Here is a 22,886-nt window from a genome sequence, read left to right as displayed (position 1 = left end):
GGACATTTCTCTGGCTCTTCCCGTTGATTTTGTCCGAAGTTGACCCAGGTTCGGACATTTCTCAGGCTCTTACCGATGACTTTGTCCGAAGTCAGACCAGGTTCGGACATTTCTGTAGCTCTTACCGATGACTTTGTCCGAAGTCAGACCAGGTTCGGACATTTCTCCGGCTCTTTCCGTTGATTTTGTCTGAAGTTGACCCCGATTCAGACATTTCTCCGGCTTTCCACACTGATTTTGTCCGAAGTTGACCCAAGTTCAGATATTTCTCCGGCTTTCAATACTGATTTTGTCCGATGTTGACCCAGGTTCGGACATTTCTGTAGCTCTTACTGATGACTTTGTCCGAAGTCAGATCAGGTTCGGACATTTCTGTAGCTCTTACCGTGAATTTGTCCGAAGTCAGACCAGGTTCGGACATTTCACGAGCTCTTCACGATGATTTTGTCCGAAAGTAGCCCCAAGTTCGGGCATTTAGACTTGTCCGAAAAAAAGCATAATCTCCCCCACAACACTTCAACTTCAAAACCTTCCGACTTACAACTCAATCCGTTTAATCACTTTAGCCGGGTTGCCGCCAACGACGACATTATCCGGGACATCCTTCGTCACGACCGCTCCTGATGCAATCACCACATTGTCTCCTACGGTAACTCCTGGATTGATGATGGCACCCCCGCCAATCCATACATTGTTTCCAATCGTGATTGGCTTCGCATATTCCCTGCCAGAGTTACGTTCCTTCGGATGGAGCGGATGTGTGGCCGTATAGATTTGCACGCCAGGGGCGAGCATACAATTATCGCCAAAGCGGACTTCACTCACATCAAGGATGGTACAGTCGAAATTGGCATAAAAATTTTCTCCTACATGTGTGTTATAGCCATAATCAAATCGGATATTCGGCTCCATAAAAACAGCGTCTCCCGTAGAACCTAGCAATTCCTTTAGTAACTGCGTTCTTTTTTCGCCTTCCGTTTCCAGTGTTTGATTATAGATCCTGACTTTGCGTCTGGCTTCCTCACGATCTTTTACCAGTACCGGATCAGCAGGGTTGTACATTTCCCCGGCCACCATCTTCTCTTTTTCCGTTTTCATTTTATATGACCTTCTTTCGCTTTTATCAAATTGCCTATTTCCCGCAGCATTTCTTATACTTTTTCCCGCTTCCGCAAGGGCAGGGATCGTTGCGTCCAACTTTTTGTCTGGTGCTAAAATCGATTACATTTGAAGGACTGTGAGGCTGTAGAAAAGGATGCGCAGGCTTGGAGTTCAAATGGTTCTCTCTTTCTTTTCTCAGTTCCGTCGGTTTGTAACCTTTCAGAGCCCACTTGCGCGTATTGTTGTAGACCTCCATGACATGTGCGGTCAGCTGCTGCACAAATTCGAAGGTAGGAAACTCTAAAGCACTTTGTAAATACTCAATCAATTTTGATGGAGGATCATTTGAATTGATCATATAAATTAATGCTTCCGCAATTTCATCTTTATCCTCTGCTGTCATGTCATATGATTCAGATAAAAAACGGAGGAATTTCACCATTTCGGGAGATTTATCAATGAATCCGGGTTGACCGGCAATAAAAAACTGCTTCTTGGTGAACGGATAATAATCAACATCCGGCCTTGAACGATGTTCCTCAATAATTTCTTCAACATTATTTATACTCTCATCTACGAGATATCCGTCCAAGCGATGGTAGTAAACACCCATTAGCTGATAATAGTCACTAGCCAGCCTGACTACCTGCGAGTATTTTCTAATATCCACTTCATTCTTCGTTAAATCTTCAAGCTTATCAATCATTTTTGAAGATTCGATGACACCATAATAATAGGTCATCCCGTGAATCAGCCGGATCCATTCTGAATTTCGCTGGATGCATTCCTGCAGCTTAGCCTGGTCAATTTGATTAAATTGATCTAAAAGCTCAACCGGCATCGCGTATTGCTTTTGACCATTCAGCATGACCGGAAAAACGATTCCCAGGTTCGTGAGCGAGTTTATGTTGTAATCGAGAGACACATCTTCAATTGGCAATAAGCCGGATTTCTTAATTAGTTTTTTTATCAGGTTGTACATTTCTTGATCAAATATTGATAACACCCTTTCAAGGTGTGCAGGAATGACCTGTGCAAGTTCAGCTGCAAGCTCTGCCTTTTTCAGGGTGCTCATTCCGCCAAGTTCAAGTTGTTTACGGATTGCGTCTAATTCAACTTTTGTCAGCACTGATAAAACATCAATCAGACGGACAGGTGCCTCAGCCTTCTTCCAGAACTTTTTTTCCATTTTCCCAAACTGACGATAAGATACCCCCAGATCTTCCAGGGCATTCATAAGATTTTTGTTTTTTTCATCTATTTTAGACATCTTTGACTCCTTTTTATCTCATTTTCATGCTATGTAACTATGATTACGTGTCTTCTGCTTACACAGAAAAAGCGCACCTCAATTGATGTGCACTTTTATCTTATCTTAATATAAGCTCCAACTGGAAGCAAAGGGACTTCCCCTTGCCACCAGTGGATGTGGTCGATATCTTGCGAAAAGTGGTCGATATAGCTGAAAATGTGGTCGATAAAATCGAAAATCCGCTGATATATCTGAGAGTATGGTCGATATGTTTTAACTTTCGCCAATAAGTGAAAAGCAGCCAATTATGATGCTTTTTTGATGTTGATGACTTTTCCTTCCTGGCGCCATTTCTTGAATTCTACTGCAGCCGTGAATAGAACGTCTGTCGATGAGTTAAGCGCTGTTTCAAAGGAGTCCTGAAGAACGCCAATGATAAAGCCTACTGCAACCACTTGCATCGCGACATCATTCGGGATGCCGAATAAGCTGGATGCAAGAGGGATCAGCAATAACGAACCGCCTGCAACACCCGAAGCACCGGCAGCACTGATGGCGGCCATCACACTCAGAAGGATGGCAGTCGGAATATCCACCTGAATGCCAAGTGTATGGACTGCAGCAAGTGTCATGACGGAGATCGTCACGGCAGCTCCAGCCATATTAATCGTTGCGCCTAATGGAATTGAAACAGAATAGGAGTCCTTATCAAGCCCTAATTCTTCGCAGATTTTAATATTCACAGGGATATTTGAAGCTGAACTTCGTGTAAAGAAGGCTGTAATCCCGCTTTCCTTCAAGCATTTAAAAACAAGCGGATATGGATTTTGCCTGATTAAAGTGAACACGATGATTGGATTGACGATAAGTGCAACTGCAAGCATGCATCCAATCAGGACAGCAAGCAATTTTCCATAGCCAAGCAAAGAACTGAGACCGTTTGTCGTGATCGATTCAAATACCAGGCCCATGATGCCAAGCGGAGCGAATTTTATCACCCATGCGACGATTTTGGACATCGCATCGGCAAAATTCCCAATTATCGTTTTTGTAGAATCTGCTGCACTCTTCAGGGCAAGACCGATCAGGACAGCCCAGGCTAAAATACCGATATAATTAGCATTTATAATAGCGTTAACCGGATTATCTACAATGTTGAGCAATAAGGTTTTAAGTACCTCGACGACACTTCCTGGAGGCGTCACACCCTCAGCGCCAGCCGTAAGCTTTAAGCTGACCGGGAACATAAAGCTGGCAATAACGGCAATAAGTCCTGCCGCAAACGTTCCAAAAAGATACAGGAAAAGGATTGTTTTCATGTTTGTTTTCTGCCCGCGCCTATGCTGGGCAATCGCCGACATAACCAGGAATAATACCAAAACAGGAGCAACTGCTTTCAGGGCCCCTACAAATAATGACCCAAAGATAGCAACCGGCTTTGCAATTCCAGGGATTGTCAGTGCCAGGATCACACCAATTAATAGACCCGCAATAATTTGTTTCACCAGGCTTACTCGGTTCAACTTCTTCAGTAAATCGTTCATCGTCATCTCCCCCACAAGTAAGTTCTCTTTTTGAGTGCATAAGGTCAGTTAAAGGACAATCATTAACTGTCCTCTTTAAAAATACAACTGTCCGCGTACTAAGTATTATAGAGGCTGAAATATTATATTACAATACAAAGATTTTAACACATAAAAATCTCAACTTTCTAAATACTCAATAATCATACCTTAACTATTAGCAGGTTGTTAATAGATAATTGTTCCCAGAAAATCAGGTTTTTTAACCACTGCGCTCATGCCATATTGAATCTTTCACTCGCGCCCCGGTTCGAGCGCAGAAAAAATAGCAGATCATTTTACTGACCTGCTATCTTACAAACTATTAATTTATTGCTAATTCTGAAGTCTCATCAACTTTTGCATGCAGGTCAAAACGATCTGCGTTCATGACCTTGACCCACGCAGAAATAAAGTCGCGCACAAACTTCACTTTGTTATCGTCCTGGGCATACACTTCCGCAATCGCACGCAGCTGTGAGTTGGAACCAAAGACGAGGTCTACTCTGGTAGCTGTTCGTACAACATCACCCGTTTTACGGTCACGACCCTCATATACTCCGCCCTCCGCAGGCTTCCATTCCACTCCCATATCGAGCAGGTTCACAAAGAAATCATTGGTGAGCATGCCGACACGGTCAGTGAATACACCGTGTTTTGTCCCGCCATGGTTTGTGCCGAGGACGCGCATACCGCCAATCAGGACCGTCATTTCAGGTGCACTGAGGTTTAATAGCTGCGCCTTATCCAGCAACAGCTCTTCCGGACTTACGCCATACTGCTTTTTCTGATAGTTGCGGAAGCCATCGGCAAAGGGCTCAAGCACTGCAAAGCCTTCAGCATCAGTTTGCTCTTCTGTTGCATCCCCGCGCCCCGGAGCAAACGGAACAATTACATCAAAGCCTTCGTCATGTGCAGCTTTCTCGATCGCTGCACTGCCGCCAAGTACGATCAAATCGGCAAGGCTGACTTCCTGGTCCAGCTGGCTTTGAATGTCTTCCAGTGTATTTAGTACCTTTAAAAGCTGCTCCGGCTGATTCACTTCCCAGTCCTTTTGCGGAGCCAGTCGTACGCGGGCACCGTTTGCTCCTCCGCGGAAGTCAGATCCGCGGAAGGTACTTGCCGATGCCCAGGCCGTTGTCACTAACTCACTGACGGAAAGCCCGGTGTCAAGTATCAATTCCTTTATCTTTTTTACTTCCCCATCCGTTAATTCATAATCTACAGCGGGAACAGGGTCTTGCCAGACGAAATCTTCTTTTGGAACTTCGGGACCGATATACCTTGATTTAGGGCCCATGTCACGATGCAATAGTTTGAACCAGGCTTTGGCAAAAGCATCCGCAAACTCATCCGGATTCTGATGGAATCGGCGGGCGACTTTTTCATATCCCGGATCATGGCGTAATGCAATATCGGTTGTAAGCATCATGGTTGGAACTTTAACAGAAGGATCTTCTGCATCCGGAGCAAGATCTTTCTCGGCAGGATCCACAGCCAGCCACTGATAGGCACCAGCCGGACTCTTTGTCAGCCACCATTCATAGCCAAACAGTAAATCAAAGTAGCCATTATCCCACTGTGTCGGATTTGCCGTCCAGGCTCCTTCGAGGCCGCTGGTGATGGTATCACGTCCTCTGCCGCTGCCATATGCGTTATTCCAGCCCAAACCCATCTCTTCAATCGGAGCTGCTTCCGGTTCGGGACCTACTTTGGCTGCGTCCCCTGCACCATGGGCTTTTCCAAAAGTATGCCCGCCAGCGATCAATGCTACTGTTTCTTCATCGTTCATTCCCATCCTTGCAAAAGTTTCGCGAATATCCCGGGCTGCTGCCAGTGGGTCCGGCTTGCCATTTGGTCCTTCAGGATTCACATAAATAAGGCCCATTTGTACCGCAGCAAGCGGGTTCTCCAGCTCGCGGTCGCCTGTATACCGTTTATCCCCGAGCCACTCTGATTCAACACCCCAGTAAGTGTCTTCTTCCGGATGCCAGATATCGGAGCGTCCCGCGCCAAAGCCGATTGTCTTGCCGCCCATCGACTCAATTGCCACATTGCCTGCCAGTAAAATCAAGTCAGCCCAGGAAATCTTGTTGCCATACTTTTGCTTGACCGGCCATAGCAGTCGGCGGGCTTTATCAAGGTTGCCGTTATCAGGCCAGCTGTTCAGCGGCGCAAAACGCTGTGAACCCGTTCCGCCACCGCCCCGGCCATCGCCAATACGATACGTTCCTGCTGAGTGCCAGGCCATCCGGATGAACAATGGGCCATAATGACCGTAGTCAGCCGGCCACCAGTCCTGACTTGTTGTCATGAGTTCTTGAAGATCCTGCTTAAGTGCATCATAGTCCAGCTTTTTAAATTCTTCATTATAATTAAAATCTTCTCCCATAGGGTTGGATTTGCGGTCATGCTGATGAAGGATGTTCAATTGCAGCTGATTTGGCCACCAGTCTCTATTTGCCGTACCACTCGTTTTTTGACTAGTAGCACCCCCGTGCATCACCGGGCATTTTCCAACCTTTGCAGTATCCTTGTCCATTTTCGTTCCCCTTTCGCAAAAATAAAAATAATTAAGCTTTCAACATTAATAACTATGAAAGGGACAAGGGATTTAGTATTTATAATTGGAATCTTTTATGAATAGGGGCATCTGAGGGGGATAGGGGAGTGGATTTAGGTGGAAGACTACTAACCAAAATACACTTCGACGCTATCTTCTTTTTGTGCTGTTGCCAAACAACTTTGGATAAATTTCAGGATTTGTTTTTGATCCCAGGATGTACAATCACTTTCCGACGGGGTATCACCAGTTTTAAAAAACTTCTTGTAGTCATTCATTGCCATTTCTATTTGTTGTAACGAAAAAGTCGAGAACTTTCCTGACCCACTTACTCCAGCATAAAATTGAAGTGAATCAAGCAAATTGTAAAGCAGCAGTGCATTACGATTCCCCATGCTAAAACGCGCATAAGCAATTTCTTCCCTTGCTTTATTCAATCCGTATATATCATGGCCCATTGATTGATAATCCTCCCTCAAAAGTAAAATATGAATTGATTACGGAACCTTAGTGAAACTGATAAACAGTTACATGGCTAATCACTCCTTTCACGTTTGAAGGATTTTATTTTAAAAATAATATGAGAGAGTTAGAGATATTCGAATGGCGATCTGAGGGTTCATTTAAAAGGTATTCATGAAAGGTTAGAAATCAAGGATTTTAAATAGGGAGAAAATAATGAGCGGCGTACGAGGGAAATCTGAAAGAAAGCTGTCTGTCTAAGAAAAAATATACCACACCTCGTATTATATCTATCCGGTTTTTTTCAAACTTAATCAACAATTATGTGAACGCCTTCTTTGGATACAGAGGTGGCTACGCTATTGATCTGATAATTAAAAATCCCTCAAACTAACAGTCTGAGGGATTTCAATGTACCATTCAAAAGTATTAATAGATTCCGACTGCGTCGAATCCAGCGTTAGCGGCTGCTTCTTCCTCGCTGCCTTCCCCATAAAGATCGATTGCTGACTGGACAACTGCCTGTCGTGCATCGCTAAAATCGGAATTCGAAGTTAGGTAAACCGTTAAAGCACGATAATAAATCTTCCCTAATTTCTCTCTTCCAAGATCCTGGGCGATCAGGTATGCCGCATGGTTCGTAATTGAAGAGTTAACATGGACCCCACCGCCATCTACTGTGGTTGGCATATGATAAAACTCGTCCATGTGGTCAGGATAGACTCCGCCATTTGTGCTGTATGCCCTTCTTTGCTCGTTGCTGACAACAACACCGTTTGGATTGCTTAAGCTGCGCAATACTGTTGCTCCGCTAGCCTTAGCCTCCGGTGCCATAATATCCTCGCCCATTTCCCAATCGCTGTCGTCAATGAGTGCACCAAAGACATCAGCGAAGGATTCATTCAGAGCTCCGGATTGATTTCGATACACCAAATTTGCAGAATGAGTGATGACGCCATGAGTCATCTCATGTGCAGCAACATCAAGGCCAGCTGATAGCGAAATCATGAATTTCCCATCGCCATCACCATAGGTCATCCAGCGCCCATTCCAGGAAGCATTGTTATAATTGTTGCCATAGTGGACTCTCGAAACAATCGCCATTCCTTCTCCATCAAGAGAATTACGGCCGTGTTCATTTAAATAATACTCATATACCTTTTCAGAATTATAGTGTGCATCGACAGCCGCGCGGTCATAGTCACTGATAAAGGCTGCCGAATTCCCAACATAGACAGTATCGTTACTGAAGCTATTATCATTTTTGACATCATAGGTTATTATGCCTCCAAGGTTCTCATGAGAGTAATCTGCCAGCGCAAATTTAGTTCCGGCATTCGCCTCTTTCACCTGGGTAATGTGCAGCTCCCTGTGATCGCCATGCACGCCTTTCCCTGCACCTTTTTGCGTCTGCTCATCAGCATGCATCAAGCCATTGTACTGATCGATTACCTCTCCCGTTTTCGCATCCACAAAAACAAACCAGTTGCCAGGCGCATCTCCCATGAAGTTGACATTCACCTTGTAAGCTGTGTAATTTTTTCCCTCAAAAGGAAGGACAACGAGCTCAGAAGCAGGCTCGTATGTCAGCTCTTCCGGTGCATTGACAGAAGCCAGTGCCGCTTTCAAAGCTTCATCGCTGCTTACTGAGGCATTTGTGTCGACTGAACCCTCAGCAATTGTCTGATTGGTTCTTCCGTTGACGGATACGATTTCATTATTCTTATTAAAGTGAACAACAACTTCGGCTCCTTCAACTTTTACACCATTTATAGATTGGTTGAAACGAACGTGAGTCATACCAAGTTCATCTTTTTGAGTGCTCTTTACCTTGAGGTTTTTGTCAGGATGAGGAATTCCTGTTTTGTCTTGGTTCTGTTTCAGATAACTTAACGCTTCAGAAGCTGTGCTGGAAGAAAACTTTTCCGCATATCGCTCCTTCACAAATAAAGGAACGCTTGCTTTCTCATTCCACGCCTTGGAAGCTTGTCCACTGCTGGAATCGGATGGCTGTGCGAATACACTGCTCATCGGGATCGAACTTACCAACATTGCCGACGACAGAACTACGGGTAAAATCAATTTCTTCTTCAAAAATACCATTCCTCCCATCAATTTCCATTGGATGGGTCTATTATATATTTCTATGCACGAAATATCATGAATAATTGGAATTATTTGAATAAATTAAAATCATAAACAAAACTACCTAAATCTGGAATACGGAAGCATGCTGCGTGCTTCTATTTTCCTTAATAGACTCAGGCATTTTGGATTATAAACTTTATAACTGGATGGTGTGAAGTTCATTCCCCTCGCTTTTCATATACCTCATCTCGCCGATGAAATCCATCTGCAATAATCGTGTCATCTATATTATTTTTATCTACAGCAATGGGTGCAAGAAGGAGCGATGGTATTTCCATTTTTCCGTTGTTCATCTTTCTATTCGCAGTAATGATCTCACCTTCCGCCATTTTGATCGCTGCTCTTGCTGCTTCGTAGGCCAATGTTTTAATAGGTTTATAAATAGTCATTGTTTGAGTCCCTTGCACAATATGCTGGGCCGCTGCTAAGTCCGCATCCTGTCCGGCAACCGGAATTTTCCCCTCAAGCCCTTGCGCTTCAAGTGCTTTTATGACTCCGCCTGCCGTCGCATCGTTTGCAGCAATAACAGCATCTATCTCGTTATTATTTATTTCCAGGGCGGCTTTCATATTGGCATAAGCGTTTTCTGGAGTCCAATTCTCAGTCCATTGATCATATACAATCTGTATGTCCCCCTTATCTATGAAGGGCTGGAGGACATTAAAAACTCCCTTTTTCAATAAATGGGCATTATTGTCTGTATTTGCCCCGCCAATATATACATACTTCCCTTTTGGAACTAATTTTGTTATTGCCTTAGCTTGAAGTTCCCCGACTAACTCATTGTCAAAAGAGATGTATAAATCTACAGAAGAATTTTTGACTAATCGGTCATAGGAAATCACTTTAATGCCTGCAGAATGGGCTTTATTCACGATGGTTGCTACCGCCTCGGCGTTATGCGGAACGATTACAAGCAAGTCCACTCCCTCGCTGATTAACGTTTCTGCCTGCACAATTTGCAAGGTATCGTCACCCTTTGCTTCACGTATCACGACTTCCGCCCCTAATGATTCGACCGCTTCTTTAAAAAAGTCACGATCTCTTGGCCAACGCTCCTCTTCTAACGTGTCCATCGAAAAACCAATTTTAAGCTTTGTATCAAAATCAGCAACACTTTCATTCTCTGATCCCTGGTCCTCTTTATGTTTTGGAGATCCACCTTCTTCGCATGCCGCCAATAACATTAGAAGGAAGATAAGATTCAATATACCAACTTTCCTAAACTTTGTTATCACTATTTCCCCTCCCTTCCCTGTGGAACTTCAGTTTAAGCTTTGCATTATTCTAATAGATTGCATTTTTTATAGGAAAGAGACTAATCTTTTATTCCAAGCAATGTTTTCCGATATTCTCTCGGCGTAACATTGCACATCTTTTTAAAAACTTTACTGAAGTAATTGGGTTCATGATAGCCAACTTCAATGGTAATTTCTTTAATGCTCTTGTCCGGTTCTGCTAACATTTTCTTTGCTTTTTCAATACGGCACTCGGTTAAAAAATCAATGTAATTAATCCCTAGCTTTTCCTTGAACATCTTACTGATATAAATTGGGCTTAAACCTACTTTATTACTAAGTGTTTCTAAAGAAATATTCTGCTGCGAATTCTCCATGATATATTGTTTAATCCGATAAATTGTATCCGCTTCCAAACTAATGTAATGTTGATCATAAAAATCTTTCATCTCCGCGAGAAGATTGGCGGTTTCAAACCGCAATTGACGGTAATTTGACGCTTGATACTGGTAAATTGGTGTTGCTGCCTCAATCCCCAGATCGTTTATGATCGACCAGATTGACCATAATGATTCTAATACGAATTGTTGTGCTTGCTGGATTTCTATGCCTTCCATCTCGTAAGCTTGAATAAGATGGCTAAGATTCGATTTTATATGTTCCCACTGCCCTAGCCGTACCTGGTCGGTTAGATCCTTTTTTAAGTATTTTGCCTGCTGCCAGCTGCCTGTTTCATTCAAGACAGGAATATCTTGATAAAACCGGTATTTTACCGGAAGTGTCTTATTGCTCGAAGCAATGATTGCCTCTTGATAAGATTGGCGGATTTTCTCCAATGAATTGCAATCATCCCCAATCCCTATGAACCAGCCTGATTTCTGCTCCTTATTTACTTCAAATAAAATATCTCTTGCCAGGGAAGTCGCTTGTGCCCGATAAGACTGGCCGTTTCTGAAGATAATGATCGGCAGCTGTCCATCGTAAAGGGCACCCATCCATCCGCTTCTTGTTTTCCTGACTTTTTCTTTAATCCTGGAGTAAAGATGTTCCATTCCCTCTGGTACAATCACATTCATGACGAATACCTGACTTGTTGATTGAATATCGAGCATCTCAATGAGCATGTTTAAATGAACTTCATGCACATGGTCGAATAGCAGCTGTGTTACAACATCCGTTTCAACGAGAGCTAATGTTTTCTGTAACATTTCCCGTTGTAAGCTGCTTTCTGCCTGCAGTTCCCTCTCACTTTCTATTTCGTGCAATACCTTCCCTACCGTTGCCCTAATTTCACTCACCTTACTGGGTTTTAAGATATAGTCTTTTGCTCCAAGCTTTAAGGCTGACTGCACATAATTAAATGTGTCATATGCTGTTACCATTATGAATTTAATATGAGGAAAATCAGTGAGTATCTGCTCTACTGCTTCCAGGCCGTTCATTCCAGGCATTTGAATATCCATTAATATTAAATCTGGTTTAAAGCTTGCTGCTAATTCTACTGCTCTGTTCCCATTACTGGCTTGTTCAACAATCAGGTCCGGGAATGCCCGATTTAAAATCGCTTCCATTCCTTCCCGTTCTATTTGTTCGTCATCCACAATTAAAATTCTAATCATGCTTCTCGCCTCTTTGTTCCGGGATTTTTAATAGAACGGCAGTGCCGCTGCCTAATTTGCTTTCAAGTTGAATGACGTCGTCGCTCTCATAAAATAGACGCAGACGCTTAACAACGTTGCTGAAACCTATTCCTGTTGAATGTCCAGCTGTTTGCACTTGACGTTCCATTAAAATTTGAGAAATGATCTCATCAGACATGCCAATTCCGTCATCTTCAATTCGAACTTCGACATAACCATCCTTCTGTTTCACATGAATGGTGATGACACCCCCATTAATATTGGGCTCTATTGCATGAATGACTGCATTTTCAACAATCGGCTGCAGGGTAAGTGCGGGAATAGCAACATCCAGGCATGAGTCATCAATGTCTAATCGCAATTGCAGCCTATCCGTAAAGCGCGCCTTTTGAATCTGCATATATTGATTGACAACAACCAATTCATCTCTTAATGTGACGGACCGGTCAATTTGTTTTAAATTGTAACGCAGAAGGTCTGCCACGCTGACGAGCAAATCACTGATTTCTTCAGACCCTTCCAAGTAAGCTTTTTTCGAAAGCGTATTAAGGGTATTAAACAGGAAATGCGGATTCATCTGGCTTTGCAGACTGCGGAAATGGCTTTCCTGAAGCAAAATCTTGTTTTGCTGCAGTTCGTGTTCCAGCTTTGCTTTTTCCTTTATTTGCTGTATTAAATTATTGATATTCGTACGCATATGATCAAATGTTTTAGCAAGAAAGGCAATTTCATCATTCGATTTGACTGTTATTTCATTATCGAATTTTCCTTTCGCCAGTTCACTTGCAGCCTTCGTTAGCTGCTGGACTGGCCTTGTGATGCTTAAGGAGAACCAATAAGTAGCCAATAATAGCAGCAAGGATGTTAATAAAACCATCCATATCGCAAGTTTCACCAACTCAATGGATTGTTCCATAATGCCGCGATAAAACGGCTCATGTGTTTTAAGTTCCATATCGATTAAGGTAAGCGTCATATCGGAAATATAATTGCTGATACGTGTAATTTCGGCAAGGTCTTTTACCGCTGCCTCGGAATCTCGTTCAAGTCCCATTAATCTGTCAGTTGTTTCAATTAAGCTGCCCATTAAATTTATGTAATTTGTTAATGTAAAATCATTTACTTCATTTCTCACCTGAAATACTTCGTATCTAGAAGATTCCAGCTCCTTTTTGCTGCTCTCTAATTTTTGTAAGTTTCCTGGTGTCGATTGGTTCATGTAATTATTCAAGTCCGTAATCACTTGATTGCTGGACCTTGAAACATCACTTAATATTAAGTATCGGTTTAAAATATCATTGTATTTTACTTGTGTTTTATAGTTATAAAATGTCAGAGCAATCCAAATGATGGACATAATGATAATGACTATAGTTGTAAATGATAATATTTTCTTTCTGATGCTATTCATTTCTGCTGTCCTTCAATATGCGTGTGTTTGTGAAGTAACCATTAATATCAAGCGGAACCGTTTCTCCATTCAGCCATTTAACAATTTGCTGTACACTGACTTCACCCATTGTTTCCGGATCTTGCTCAACGACTCCGTCAATCTTCCCCTCTTCAAAGAGCGGTAACGATTCTGGTCCATCATCAAACGTATAGATAAAATATGGTTCAACCCGGGAACGTTTCCCTATTTCCTGTACCATCGGACCAATCATCTTTGCGTTTACAGCGATAAACCCATCCACATCCGGCACCTGATTTAACTGGTCTCTCATCGTCGTAATGACCTGATCTTTTGACTCTCCTGTTTCGGCATATTGTATCTTAATTTTTGGATACACTTTCAACGTGGCATAGATGCCCTTTAATCTTTCGTTCTGGTAAAACTCTTTCTGCTTGTCAGACAGCAGTACAACTTTCCCTTCAGTTCCCATATCACTCAACAACTGCCTTGCTATTAAACCTCCGGCACGGAATTGATCGGAACCAACGTAGGTTCTTCTTAGACTTTCCTTCATTGGCACATCATTCGCTACTGTGATAATCGGAATTCCATTAAAAGCGGCCTTTACTTTTGTAAGTTCTTTAAATTCGTCTGTATCAAGTCCTTGTATGATGATTCCATCCACTTTGGAATGGATAGCCAGTTCTAATTTTTTTAAAAACTGTTCTGAATTATTGCTATAGCTTCCCCAAATTTCAAGGCTGACCCCTTCTTTCACTGCCTGCCTCGATGCCCCCATGCCAACCTTATTCCAAAACGTCGTGTCCATGTCTCTCGTGATGAGAACTAAGCGATAGCGAGAGTCCGTTTGATTTTTTGCTTTAGGCAAAGCTATGTCATTGCTAAAGACAATATTGGCTGATACAAAAATGAGATAACAAAGGGAGACAAATACAAGACCCAATATGGCATACATATACTTTTTCATATTGCTCTCTCCCCTTTTTCTTTCTTTAGCCGTTTGGTGTCATTTAACTTGATTCTATCAGCCTCGTTAGTAAACTGCATTAAAAAAATAGGCAGTCATTCAGGCAGCAATCGCACGGGACAGCCCTGCCAGCACAGGAGCTATACAAGATTCCTGAATTCTTATATGGCAAAAAAGGCTTCCCCAATGATCTTGGTGAAAGCCCGCAAGAAGAGGCAATTAGTTTCCTTTTCTTCTTGTCATAACGTCGAAGATTACTGCTAAGGCTAAAACGCCGCCCTTAATGATATATTGATAGGAAATCCCTACACCCAGCAAATTCATCCCGCTCGTTAAGGATGCCATTACGATCGCCCCGATAATCGCTCCTGTTACTTTACCTACTCCGCCAGCTGCAGATACGCCACCAACGTAGGCAGCTGCGATGGCATCAAGTTCGAATAGGGTTCCAGCGGTCGTCGTTGCTGACTGAAGGCGAGAGGTAAATAGAATGCCTGATAAAGCAGATAGCAAACCCATTGAGCCGAATACGATGTATGTTATCTTGTTTACGTTAATTCCGCTTAAATGTGCAGCTTCTGGATTACTGCCGACAGCATAAATATGTCTTCCCATTACTGTCTTCGTTGTCAAGAAATGATAGACGAGCACGACTAATAAAATAATCATCACTGTCCAGGAGAAACCATTATAGCCAGCTAGGATCCAAGTGATTGCAGCGATGATAGCCGAAACGAACACAAGCTGCAAAATGAAGATCTGTTTTGAGACCACTTCGAAATTATACTTAATTTTGTTTCGGCGGTTGGATACTGCACTAAAATTGTAAAATACTATGCCAAGTACACCGATTAATAAAGAGAGTAAATGCAACCCGCTAATTTGCATAATAGATGGGATGTACCCATTTCCAATCGCATTAAAAGCGTCGTTTTGAACGATAATGGTTCCGGACTTTTCTGTTACTTGCAGAATCGCACCGCGGTAAATCAGCCAGCCTGCAAGTGTTGCTACAAAGGCAGGAATTCCTACTTTTGCAACAAGGAAGCCTGTAAACAAACCGGCAATCGTTCCAAGTACCAAAATGACAGGAATCACAATATAAACAGGTAAACCATGCTGCATTAAAAGGATGGCCGCAATCGCTCCAAGGAACCCTGCTAAGAATCCGATCGATAAGTCAATATGCCTGATGACAATGACCAGCATGACACCGACTGCCAGAACTGCAATATAACCTGCAGAGTCTAGTAAGTTACTAATATTACGGGAAGAGATAAATAAGCCATCCGTTAAAATAGTAAAGATGAGAAAGATGACAAATAAAGCAATATACATCCCGTAGTCACGAATATTTTTACTGATTAACGTTTTCACGTCATTTATTAAAGTCATTGGTTTAGCCTCCTATTGTGTTGCCAGTTGCATTATTTTTTCCTGGTCGGCGTTTTCTATTGGCAATTCGCCTTTGATTTCTCCTTCGGCCATGACATAAACTCTGTCACTCATTCCCAATACTTCACCAAGCTCAGAAGAAATCATGATAATACTCATTCCCTCTTCAATCAGCTTGTTCATCACCGTGTAAATTTCGAATTTTGCGCCCACGTCAATACCTCGGGTAGGCTCATCTAATATTAGGAGTTTAGGGCCAACAAACAGCCACTTGCCTAACGAAACTTTTTGCTGGTTACCGCCACTTAGTTTTCCAACAAGCTGTTCTAAAGAAGCAGCTTTTATGTGCAATGAAGATTTATAGCTATCTGCTACTTTAATCTCTTCATTGTCATTAATAACTCCGTTGGCAGAAATTCCTTGTAAATTCGCGGCAGAAATATTGCTTTTAATATCTTGCAGTAAAAACAACCCATCCCCTTTGCGATCCTCCGTAACATACGCAATTCCAGCCTTTATTGCATCACTAGTATGTTTCAATGCTTTTGGCATTCCATCCAATAGCAAGTCACCTTGAAGCTTATAGGCTTTCGCGTTACCAAAGATACTAAGGGCAAGTTCCGTCCGGCCAGAGCCCATTAAGCCTGCCAAACCAATGATTTCACCTTTTTTAACGTTCAGGTTTGCATTTTTCACAACATGTCTGCCAAGCTTTTGGTCATATGCAGACCAATTCTTTAACTCAAGCACCTTTTCTCCATAAGATTTCTTCGGGCGTTTCGGATAAATATCTTGAATTTCGCGTCCAACCATATTTTTTATAATCGTATTTTCGGTTATCTCCCCCTTGGACGCATCCAGGGTCGTGATCGTTTGTCCATCACGAATAACAGTTGCACTATCTGCTATTGAAATAACTTCCTTCAATTTATGGGAAATCATAATGCAGGTAATTCCTTGTTTTCTGAGATCGTCCAGTAATTTTAATAAATTTTCACTGTCGTCCTCATTTAACGCTGCAGTCGGTTCATCGAGAATGAGAAGCTTTACGTCTTTACTTAACGCTTTGGCAATTTCAATTAACTGACGTTTCCCTACTCCTAAATCTTTTACAAGAGTCTCCGGGTTAATGTCGAGGTTAACTTTTTCAAGCAGTTTTTTCGCTTCAACAATCGTCTCATTCCAGTCAATAAAAGCCCCTTGCTTGATTTCATTGCCAGCAAATATATTTTCATAAACTGTGAGATCAGGAAACAAAGCCAGCTCCTGGTAAATGATTACGATACCTGTATTAACACTATCGTTAATCTTATTGAATTGCTGTACCTTACCTTCGTAAACAATATCCCCATCATAAGTCCCGTAAGGATAAACCCCGCTCAGCACTTTCATCAGAGTGGATTTCCCAGCCCCATTTTCGCCAACTAAGCAGTGTATTTCACCCTTCTTCACTTTGAAATTGACATTGTCGAGCGCCTTGACTCCTGTAAATTCCTTTGAAATCTGCTTCATCTCCAGAATATATTCGCTCATCCTCATTCCCTCCAACCAAAACTGCTATAATAACTGCGTGATCGTAAGCAAAATGAATACGATCACGCAGTTTTATTTTTTTAAAGTCCTTTAAACTCACTAGCTTCATAGTATTCTGAATCAATTAGTTCTTTCTTAACGTTCTCTTCGTCTACCACGATAACGTCTGTTTGTTTCGCTTTCACATCAACTTTTCCATTGTTGTAAGAGCCAGTTGTTTCTGGTTTTTTGTCATCCAGGATGTCGATCGCCATATCAATTGCGTCTGCAACCAGTGTTCTTACATCTTTAAATACCGTCATAGATTGCTTGCCATCAATGATGTATTGAATAGAAGCTTTCTCAGCATCTTGGCCTGTTACGACGAAACTAGAAATATCAGAGTCTGTTCCGAAAACATCAGCAATAGAACGAGCCGTTCCATCGTTTGGAGCTAAAACAGCTACATCACCTTTTAAATCTGCACCCGCTGCTGTTAAGTGTGTTTGTGCTTTATTTTTCGCTTCGTTTGGATCCCAGTTTGTTGTTACCTGACCGAGGATTTTTCCTAGCTCATCACGAGTAAGCTCTTGCTTATCTTTCAATGCCACTGCTTCTGTAGAGTTAGCAATTACAAACGTGCCGTCCGCAATCTTCGGCTGAAGAACTTTCCATGCACCTTCAAAGAATAAAAATGCGTTGTTATCAGATGAAGCACCAGCATAAAGGTATAACGGGACATTTGTGCCTTTTACATGGTCGATTAAGTATTGGCCTTGAGCAGCACCTACTGCCAAACTATCAAACGTTACATAATAATCAACTGCATCTGTCTCTGTAATTAAGCGGTCATAAGAAATAACGGTTACGCCTTCCTTTTTCGCCGCTTCTACCGCAGAGCCAGCTGCTGCGCCGTCGTGAGGAGCAATAATCAATACTTCGATTCCTTTGTTAAGCAAAGTTTCCACATTTTCTTTTTCCTTCGCAGAAGAACCCTGGCTGAATAAAATTTCTGTCGTGTAATCAGAATCAGCTAAGGCATCTTTAAAGCGCTGCTCATCTTGCACCCATCTTGGCTCATCCTTCGTTGGAAGAACGATTCCCACGCTCACTTTACTGCTTCCGCCAGTTTTCCCGCTGCATGCACCCAGCATTCCAGTCAACACTGTCATAACGATCAAAACAGAAAATAATTTCCAAGCTTTTTTCACTAATATTTCCCCCTTTAAAGATGAAATTAATTTGCTACAACTCCATCTTATAGCGGACCATTCGCTTTGAAAGCGTTAACATATAGTAATCTTTTATTATCTTCTGTACTTTTTTATCCTTTCTAAAAAGTGCACGGCCGTTTTATGCAGTTTCTTAAGCGGCTGCAAAGTTACTTGCCCCCAGTCTTAAGCCATGGGCGAAGTAAAAAGGAGCAAGGGAACGTACCCCCTGCTCCCTCAATGTAAAACCAACCTGAACATCTGCCCAAAATGTTTCATATTATATATTCTGACAAATGAACAGTTAGGAGTAATGGTATGCCAAATGAAATGGATAAACAGACAATTGAAGTGGTGAATGTAACCAGTCCAGCCTTAAATTCAAGGCGCGGAAAATACTTTATCGGCAAAACCGGATTGCTGAATTTCGGGGGCGGATATTACGCGTGGGGCGGAATCGTCAATCCAGCTGATTCTGGGGTCAATGTGTACATCGATATTTTTACGATCACAAACCTTTCAAACCAAAACTTCATCAGTGAAATCTGGTTAAACGCTGTTCCACCGAGAAATGTAGCGGTCTCGTCCCATGTAACTCCAACCAATCAGGCGATTTCACCTTCTCCACATCCAAAGGCAATCTTGAAATATGCTGGATATTCTGCTGAGCCCATGGCCAAAGGTGTGAATATTTTTGATAGAATCGTTGCTCAAAATTCCACCCTTGTCAGCGATTCACACAATGGTTCCATCATTATTGGTCCCGGAGACTCATTCTCCATACTTCTAAGGCCGCCGGGTTATCAATACATCTCAGGGACAATCGTTTTGACCTGGTGGGAGGAAGCGGCCAATGCATGAGCAGGAGATAGCTGGCATGAACTTCAAGTCAATGGACAGCGAGAAACACCTCAATGAGGTCACCGTACTGCCCGAAAATGTATATCACTCCTATCTCGGTGAATACTTTCTTGGTCAAACAGATCTCATATCCTTCGGTGGTGGTTACAACGGATGGGGCGGACTGGTCAACCCGGCGGACTCCAATGTGAATCTATTCTTAAACGCCTATACCATCAGCAACTATTCAAATGAGGCATTAACCACTGAAGCCTGGATAGGCAGCATCCTTCCCGGAAACGGAAAAACATCGCCGCATTTCGCTTCAGGGAACCAGGCCTTAAAGCCCCCGCCAATGCCGAAGACTGATATCAAAAACGCCAGCTTCATTTCAGGAAAGCCAAGTCGGGGTACTAACGCCTTTGTACGGAGGGTTGAGCCAACTACAACCCTCACAAAGCATGACTTTCAAGGTATGTTCATCATCCCGCCTGGAAGTTCTATTTCCTTATTCTTTCGATCCCCAGGAAAAAGTCAGGTACATGCAAGAGTCGCGTTTGGCTGGTGGGAGGAAAAAGTATAACCCCTTTTGATTTCTTTTAGCGGGCATGGCATTAAAATAACAGACTTTTATCGATAAGACTTTTTCACTTTGAACAAAATGAATTTGGAGAAAACACTTAATTTATACGTGGTGAGCTAGCGGCTTTTTTTAAAATTACTGAGGTAATTAGAAAGTGGCAAATTAAGCGGGATATGATTTTAAAGCAAAAACAAATTACATTCTCTTGATGAAGACGGCCTTTCTTACAATAAAAAGCCGTCCTCACTTTGCTATCTCTGATTCCATGGCGGTGCCGGCCACACGACCGGGGTTTCGGCAACTGAGAGCGGCCATATAATTTTATATTCCTGATTGATAATTTGAGCCAGTAAAGCATCCGCCAATATATTTTGCCCGTTTGAATCAAATCGGACACCTCGCCATGGCATTATTAAATTTTTTCCTGGCATGTTGGTTTGACGCAGAGATTGAACTATTTTATCTTTATTTATACTTCCAGCTCTATTAATGGCATCAGCCAGGACGAGTAATCCTGTAAAACTGCGTGCATTGGTCTCATTCATATCTTCTTTATATTTTGAGCGATAAAGTTCATTGACTTCCGTTACAATAGGTTTGACTCTGCCCAAACCGAGTGCCCAGGCAACACGACTAATAATATAATTGCCATCCTTCCCGACCGTTTCAAGGAATTCAGGTATGGTGTAACCTGCATTTTGGACCACCAGCCCTTCTGGAAACCAATTTAACCTTTTAAGACCTTGAACGACATTTATAGCATCAGAAAGGAACTGGTGACCAAAAACGGCTTGAGCTTTGCTTTTTCGAATCCGGGTGAGTTCATTCACTAGCGATGTAACAGGCGGGGTATATATTTCAAAAGCTGCAAGCTCTCCAGAGAACTTCCGGATAAGACTTTTTTCGATCACAGCTGCTTCTAATCCAAAAATAGAGTCCTCGGTCAAAATAGCAAAGTTGTTGATCTCTCTGCCTCTTGATCTTAGAAAATGAAATAGTTCAAAGAAAAGATTTGTATATAGATGATCATTAGGTGCTGTTCTGAAAAAAAACTGAAAATCCCTCTCTGTAAGCGACGGGGCAGATGCATCTGGTGTTAAGAAAGGCACTTTTCTTGCTTCAGCTATAGCAGAAGCTTGCAAAGTCACACTACTTTGATATGAACCAATTAGGGCCGCAACCTTCTCTTTTACAATTAATCGTTTGGCTTCTTCCCGCCCAATTTCCGGTATACCCTCTGAATCTCCATAAATCACTTTAAATTTTCGATTTTCTAATATAGGAAGGCCTATAGTACGAGCTAAAGGCAAATCCAAATCATATCGATTATTTACAATTTCAACAGCCAAATCGATGGCCTGGCGAATATCCTTCCCAACTGCTGACTGTGAGCCTGTAAAAGGATAGATGGCTCCAATCCTTATTTCTTTTCCCTCTTTCATTACTTCTTCCCCCCAGACCTTTAAAAGAAAAAGTCAGCTGCTTATTTCTACTTAATATATAAAAGATGGCTTATACAAAATCCTCATTTTTTCAAAGAAGTCATAAATACTTCGAGTTCAATTTATTTATTATCTTATGGCCCGGACTACAACCGTCCTGCTTTGGCTATCCGAGTTGTACCATCACGACCCTGAAGTTTACTTAAAATATCGCACTATAAAGTTTGGGAACGGGAAACCTAATATAGAATACTAAAATAACAAACAAAAAAAATTGGCAGGCATGAGTCCGGTTTACCCTAGACTCCACACCAGCCAATTAACTGTTTATTATTGAATCTGACTCTTTGAAAGTCATCGAGTCATTTTGATTTTCAACTCACTCCTACTGCTCTCCCACTCCACCCAAATCCTTGGACGCAAACTGATCAAGCAATTCACGCACTTCATCCGTTGATTTAGTGTTCATTAATTGATTTCTTAACCCACTCGCCCCGGGGAACCCTTTGACATAGATTTTGAAAAAGCGATGCAAAGCCGTGAACGGCCGCAGTTCTAAATGCGAGTACTTATCATGAAGATCCATATGCAGGTTTAAAAGATCAAGCAATTCCTGACTGCTATGCTCCTTCTTCTCCTTTTCAAAAGCAAATGGATTATGGAAAATACCACGGCCGATCATCACACCATCGACACCATATTGTTCCACGAGCTTGAGGCCGGTCTGTCGGTCAGGAATATCCCCATTGATCGTCAAAAGTGTATCCGGAGCGACCTCGTCACGAAGCTTCTTGATCTCCGGAATCAGTTCCCAGTGAGCATCCACTTTGCTCATTTCATCCCTTGTGCGCAGATGAATGGAAAGGTTGACAATATCCTGTTCCAATATGTGTTTCAGCCAGGGCTTCCACTCGTCTAAGTCTGAGAAGCCAAGCCTTGTTTTGACACTTACCGGCAATCCTCCCGCTTTTGCTGCCTGAATCAGATCTGCTGCAACGTCCGGACGACGGATCAAGCCGCTTCCCTTTCCATTCTGCACCACATTGGGCACGGGACAGCCCATATTGATATCCAGGCCCTTGAATCCCATTTCTGCCATCCCGATGCTCATTTGCCGGAAATATTCAGGCTTGTCCCCCCATATATGCGCGACAATCGGCTGTTCATCCTCTGTAAAAGTCAAACGCCCCTGCACACTTTTGATGCCATCCGGGTGACAATAACTATCACTGTTTGTAAACTCGGTAAAGAATACATCAGGTCTTGCTGCTTCACTCACTACATGACGGAAAACAACATCCGTCACTTCTTCCATTGGTGCCAGTATAAAAAACGGCCGTGGTAAATCACGCCAGAAATTTTCTTTCATAATCGTTCAGTCCCTCTCATCATGGGATACCAGAGCTTACCCATGATCCCAAAATTAAAAAGCAGAATGCTCCTGCTCCTTTTACACTTATACCATGCTTGAGCACTTTTTATCAAACTGATTGAAATGGTAATTTTAACTTTCCGCCACTTAGCATCCCACTGGGCTATTTAAAATAAAGTATTTG

At 42.4% G+C, this 22,886-nt stretch carries 17 protein-coding genes; 2 read left to right on the top strand and 15 right to left on the bottom strand.

The annotated features are described in order from the left end of the window. Positions 1-537: 537 nt before the first annotated feature. The 13 genes from QNH36_RS02155 to QNH36_RS02095 form a co-directional block, all read right to left on the bottom strand. A complete protein-coding gene (locus QNH36_RS02155) occupies positions 538-1,098 on the bottom strand; it encodes a sugar O-acetyltransferase (protein ID WP_251544551.1) in 561 nt (186 codons plus the stop codon). Between the two features lie 34 nt (positions 1,099-1,132). Then, entirely contained in the window at positions 1,133-2,371 is a 1,239-nt protein-coding gene (locus tag QNH36_RS02150) for a YecA family protein (RefSeq protein ID WP_283904562.1), read from the bottom strand. 287 nt (positions 2,372-2,658) lie between these two features. Next, positions 2,659-3,897 carry a serine/threonine transporter SstT gene (gene sstT / locus QNH36_RS02145; protein ID WP_283904561.1) on the bottom strand — a complete coding sequence of 413 codons (1,239 nt, stop codon included), beginning with the start codon at positions 3,895-3,897 and terminating at the stop codon, positions 2,659-2,661. Positions 3,898-4,240: 343 nt separating this feature from the next. Continuing rightward, positions 4,241-6,457 carry a catalase/peroxidase HPI gene (gene katG / locus QNH36_RS02140; protein ID WP_283904560.1) on the bottom strand — a complete coding sequence of 739 codons (2,217 nt, stop codon included), beginning with the start codon at positions 6,455-6,457 and terminating at the stop codon, positions 4,241-4,243. Between the two features lie 149 nt (positions 6,458-6,606). Beyond that, entirely contained in the window at positions 6,607-6,936 is a 330-nt protein-coding gene (locus QNH36_RS02135) for a hypothetical protein (RefSeq protein WP_186326850.1), read from the bottom strand. A 433-nt stretch (positions 6,937-7,369) separates the two neighbouring features. Next, positions 7,370-9,034 carry a M4 family metallopeptidase gene (locus QNH36_RS02130; RefSeq protein WP_283904559.1) on the bottom strand — a complete coding sequence of 555 codons (1,665 nt, stop codon included), beginning with the start codon at positions 9,032-9,034 and terminating at the stop codon, positions 7,370-7,372. A gap of 212 nt (positions 9,035-9,246) precedes the next feature. Continuing rightward, entirely contained in the window at positions 9,247-10,326 is a 1,080-nt protein-coding gene (gene xylF / locus QNH36_RS02125) for a D-xylose ABC transporter substrate-binding protein (RefSeq protein ID WP_251544547.1), read from the bottom strand. Between the two features lie 80 nt (positions 10,327-10,406). Further along, positions 10,407-11,945, bottom strand: coding sequence for a response regulator (locus QNH36_RS02120; RefSeq protein ID WP_283904558.1), 1,539 nt, complete (start codon positions 11,943-11,945; stop codon positions 10,407-10,409). Next, a complete protein-coding gene (locus QNH36_RS02115) occupies positions 11,938-13,377 on the bottom strand; it encodes a sensor histidine kinase (RefSeq protein WP_251544545.1) in 1,440 nt (479 codons plus the stop codon). The genes QNH36_RS02120 and QNH36_RS02115 overlap by 8 nt, the downstream gene beginning before the upstream one ends. Next, positions 13,370-14,347 carry a sugar ABC transporter substrate-binding protein gene (locus tag QNH36_RS02110; RefSeq protein ID WP_251544544.1) on the bottom strand — a complete coding sequence of 326 codons (978 nt, stop codon included), beginning with the start codon at positions 14,345-14,347 and terminating at the stop codon, positions 13,370-13,372. The genes QNH36_RS02115 and QNH36_RS02110 overlap by 8 nt, the downstream gene beginning before the upstream one ends. A 219-nt stretch (positions 14,348-14,566) precedes the next feature. Further along, positions 14,567-15,742, bottom strand: a complete 1,176-nt coding sequence (locus tag QNH36_RS02105; protein WP_251544543.1) for a sugar ABC transporter permease — start codon at positions 15,740-15,742, stop codon at positions 14,567-14,569. Positions 15,743-15,754: 12 nt separating this feature from the next. Continuing rightward, positions 15,755-17,275, bottom strand: a complete 1,521-nt coding sequence (locus tag QNH36_RS02100) for an ATP-binding cassette domain-containing protein (RefSeq protein WP_251544542.1) — start codon at positions 17,273-17,275, stop codon at positions 15,755-15,757. Between the two features lie 80 nt (positions 17,276-17,355). Next, a complete protein-coding gene (locus QNH36_RS02095) occupies positions 17,356-18,465 on the bottom strand; it encodes a sugar ABC transporter substrate-binding protein (RefSeq protein ID WP_251544541.1) in 1,110 nt (369 codons plus the stop codon). A gap of 318 nt (positions 18,466-18,783) precedes the next feature. Between QNH36_RS02095 and QNH36_RS02090 the strand changes: the two genes are divergently transcribed. Beyond that, complete coding sequence (locus QNH36_RS02090) at positions 18,784-19,326, top strand: DUF6143 family protein (protein WP_283904557.1); 543 nt, start codon at positions 18,784-18,786, stop codon at positions 19,324-19,326. Further along, positions 19,319-19,888, top strand: a complete 570-nt coding sequence (locus tag QNH36_RS02085) for a DUF6143 family protein (protein ID WP_251544539.1) — start codon at positions 19,319-19,321, stop codon at positions 19,886-19,888. Before QNH36_RS02090 ends, QNH36_RS02085 begins: the two co-directional genes overlap by 8 nt. Before the next feature lie 251 nt (positions 19,889-20,139). Here QNH36_RS02085 and QNH36_RS02080 read toward each other — a convergent pair whose 3' ends face one another. Further along, positions 20,140-21,330 (bottom strand): ABC transporter substrate-binding protein, encoded by a 1,191-nt coding sequence (locus QNH36_RS02080; RefSeq protein ID WP_283904556.1) that lies wholly within the window; start codon positions 21,328-21,330, stop codon positions 20,140-20,142. 385 nt (positions 21,331-21,715) lie between these two features. Further along, a complete protein-coding gene (locus QNH36_RS02075; protein WP_144480318.1) occupies positions 21,716-22,699 on the bottom strand; it encodes a tRNA dihydrouridine synthase in 984 nt (327 codons plus the stop codon). Between the last annotated feature and the right edge of the window lie 187 nt (positions 22,700-22,886).

This window comes from Mesobacillus sp. AQ2, assembly GCF_030122805.1.
Taxonomy (GTDB): domain Bacteria; phylum Bacillota; class Bacilli; order Bacillales; family Cytobacillaceae; genus Mesobacillus; species Mesobacillus oceanisediminis_A.
Note: the sequence above shows the minus strand (reverse complement) of the source record. Positions and strands in the feature narration are given on the sequence as shown.

What these genes read in the sequence shown, in the direction of transcription:
- QNH36_RS02155 (WP_251544551.1), bottom strand. Translation starts at nt 1,098, where the DNA reads ATGAAAACGGAAAAAGAGAAGATGGTGGCCGGGGAAATGTACAACCCT.
- QNH36_RS02150 (WP_283904562.1), bottom strand. Translation starts at nt 2,371, where the DNA reads ATGTCTAAAATAGATGAAAAAAACAAAAATCTTATGAATGCCCTGGAA.
- sstT (WP_283904561.1), bottom strand. Translation starts at nt 3,897, where the DNA reads ATGAACGATTTACTGAAGAAGTTGAACCGAGTAAGCCTGGTGAAACAA.
- katG (WP_283904560.1), bottom strand. Translation starts at nt 6,457, where the DNA reads ATGGACAAGGATACTGCAAAGGTTGGAAAATGCCCGGTGATGCACGGG.
- QNH36_RS02135 (WP_186326850.1), bottom strand. Translation starts at nt 6,936, where the DNA reads ATGGGCCATGATATATACGGATTGAATAAAGCAAGGGAAGAAATTGCT.
- QNH36_RS02120 (WP_283904558.1), bottom strand. Translation starts at nt 11,945, where the DNA reads ATGATTAGAATTTTAATTGTGGATGACGAACAAATAGAACGGGAAGGA.
- QNH36_RS02115 (WP_251544545.1), bottom strand. Translation starts at nt 13,377, where the DNA reads ATGAATAGCATCAGAAAGAAAATATTATCATTTACAACTATAGTCATT.
- QNH36_RS02110 (WP_251544544.1), bottom strand. Translation starts at nt 14,347, where the DNA reads ATGAAAAAGTATATGTATGCCATATTGGGTCTTGTATTTGTCTCCCTT.
- QNH36_RS02105 (WP_251544543.1), bottom strand. Translation starts at nt 15,742, where the DNA reads ATGACTTTAATAAATGACGTGAAAACGTTAATCAGTAAAAATATTCGT.
- QNH36_RS02100 (WP_251544542.1), bottom strand. Translation starts at nt 17,275, where the DNA reads ATGAGCGAATATATTCTGGAGATGAAGCAGATTTCAAAGGAATTTACA.
- QNH36_RS02090 (WP_283904557.1), top strand. Translation starts at nt 18,784, where the DNA reads ATGCCAAATGAAATGGATAAACAGACAATTGAAGTGGTGAATGTAACC.
- QNH36_RS02085 (WP_251544539.1), top strand. Translation starts at nt 19,319, where the DNA reads ATGCATGAGCAGGAGATAGCTGGCATGAACTTCAAGTCAATGGACAGC.
- QNH36_RS02080 (WP_283904556.1), bottom strand. Translation starts at nt 21,330, where the DNA reads ATGAAAGAGGGAAAAGAAATAAGGATTGGAGCCATCTATCCTTTTACA.
- QNH36_RS02075 (WP_144480318.1), bottom strand. Translation starts at nt 22,699, where the DNA reads ATGAAAGAAAATTTCTGGCGTGATTTACCACGGCCGTTTTTTATACTG.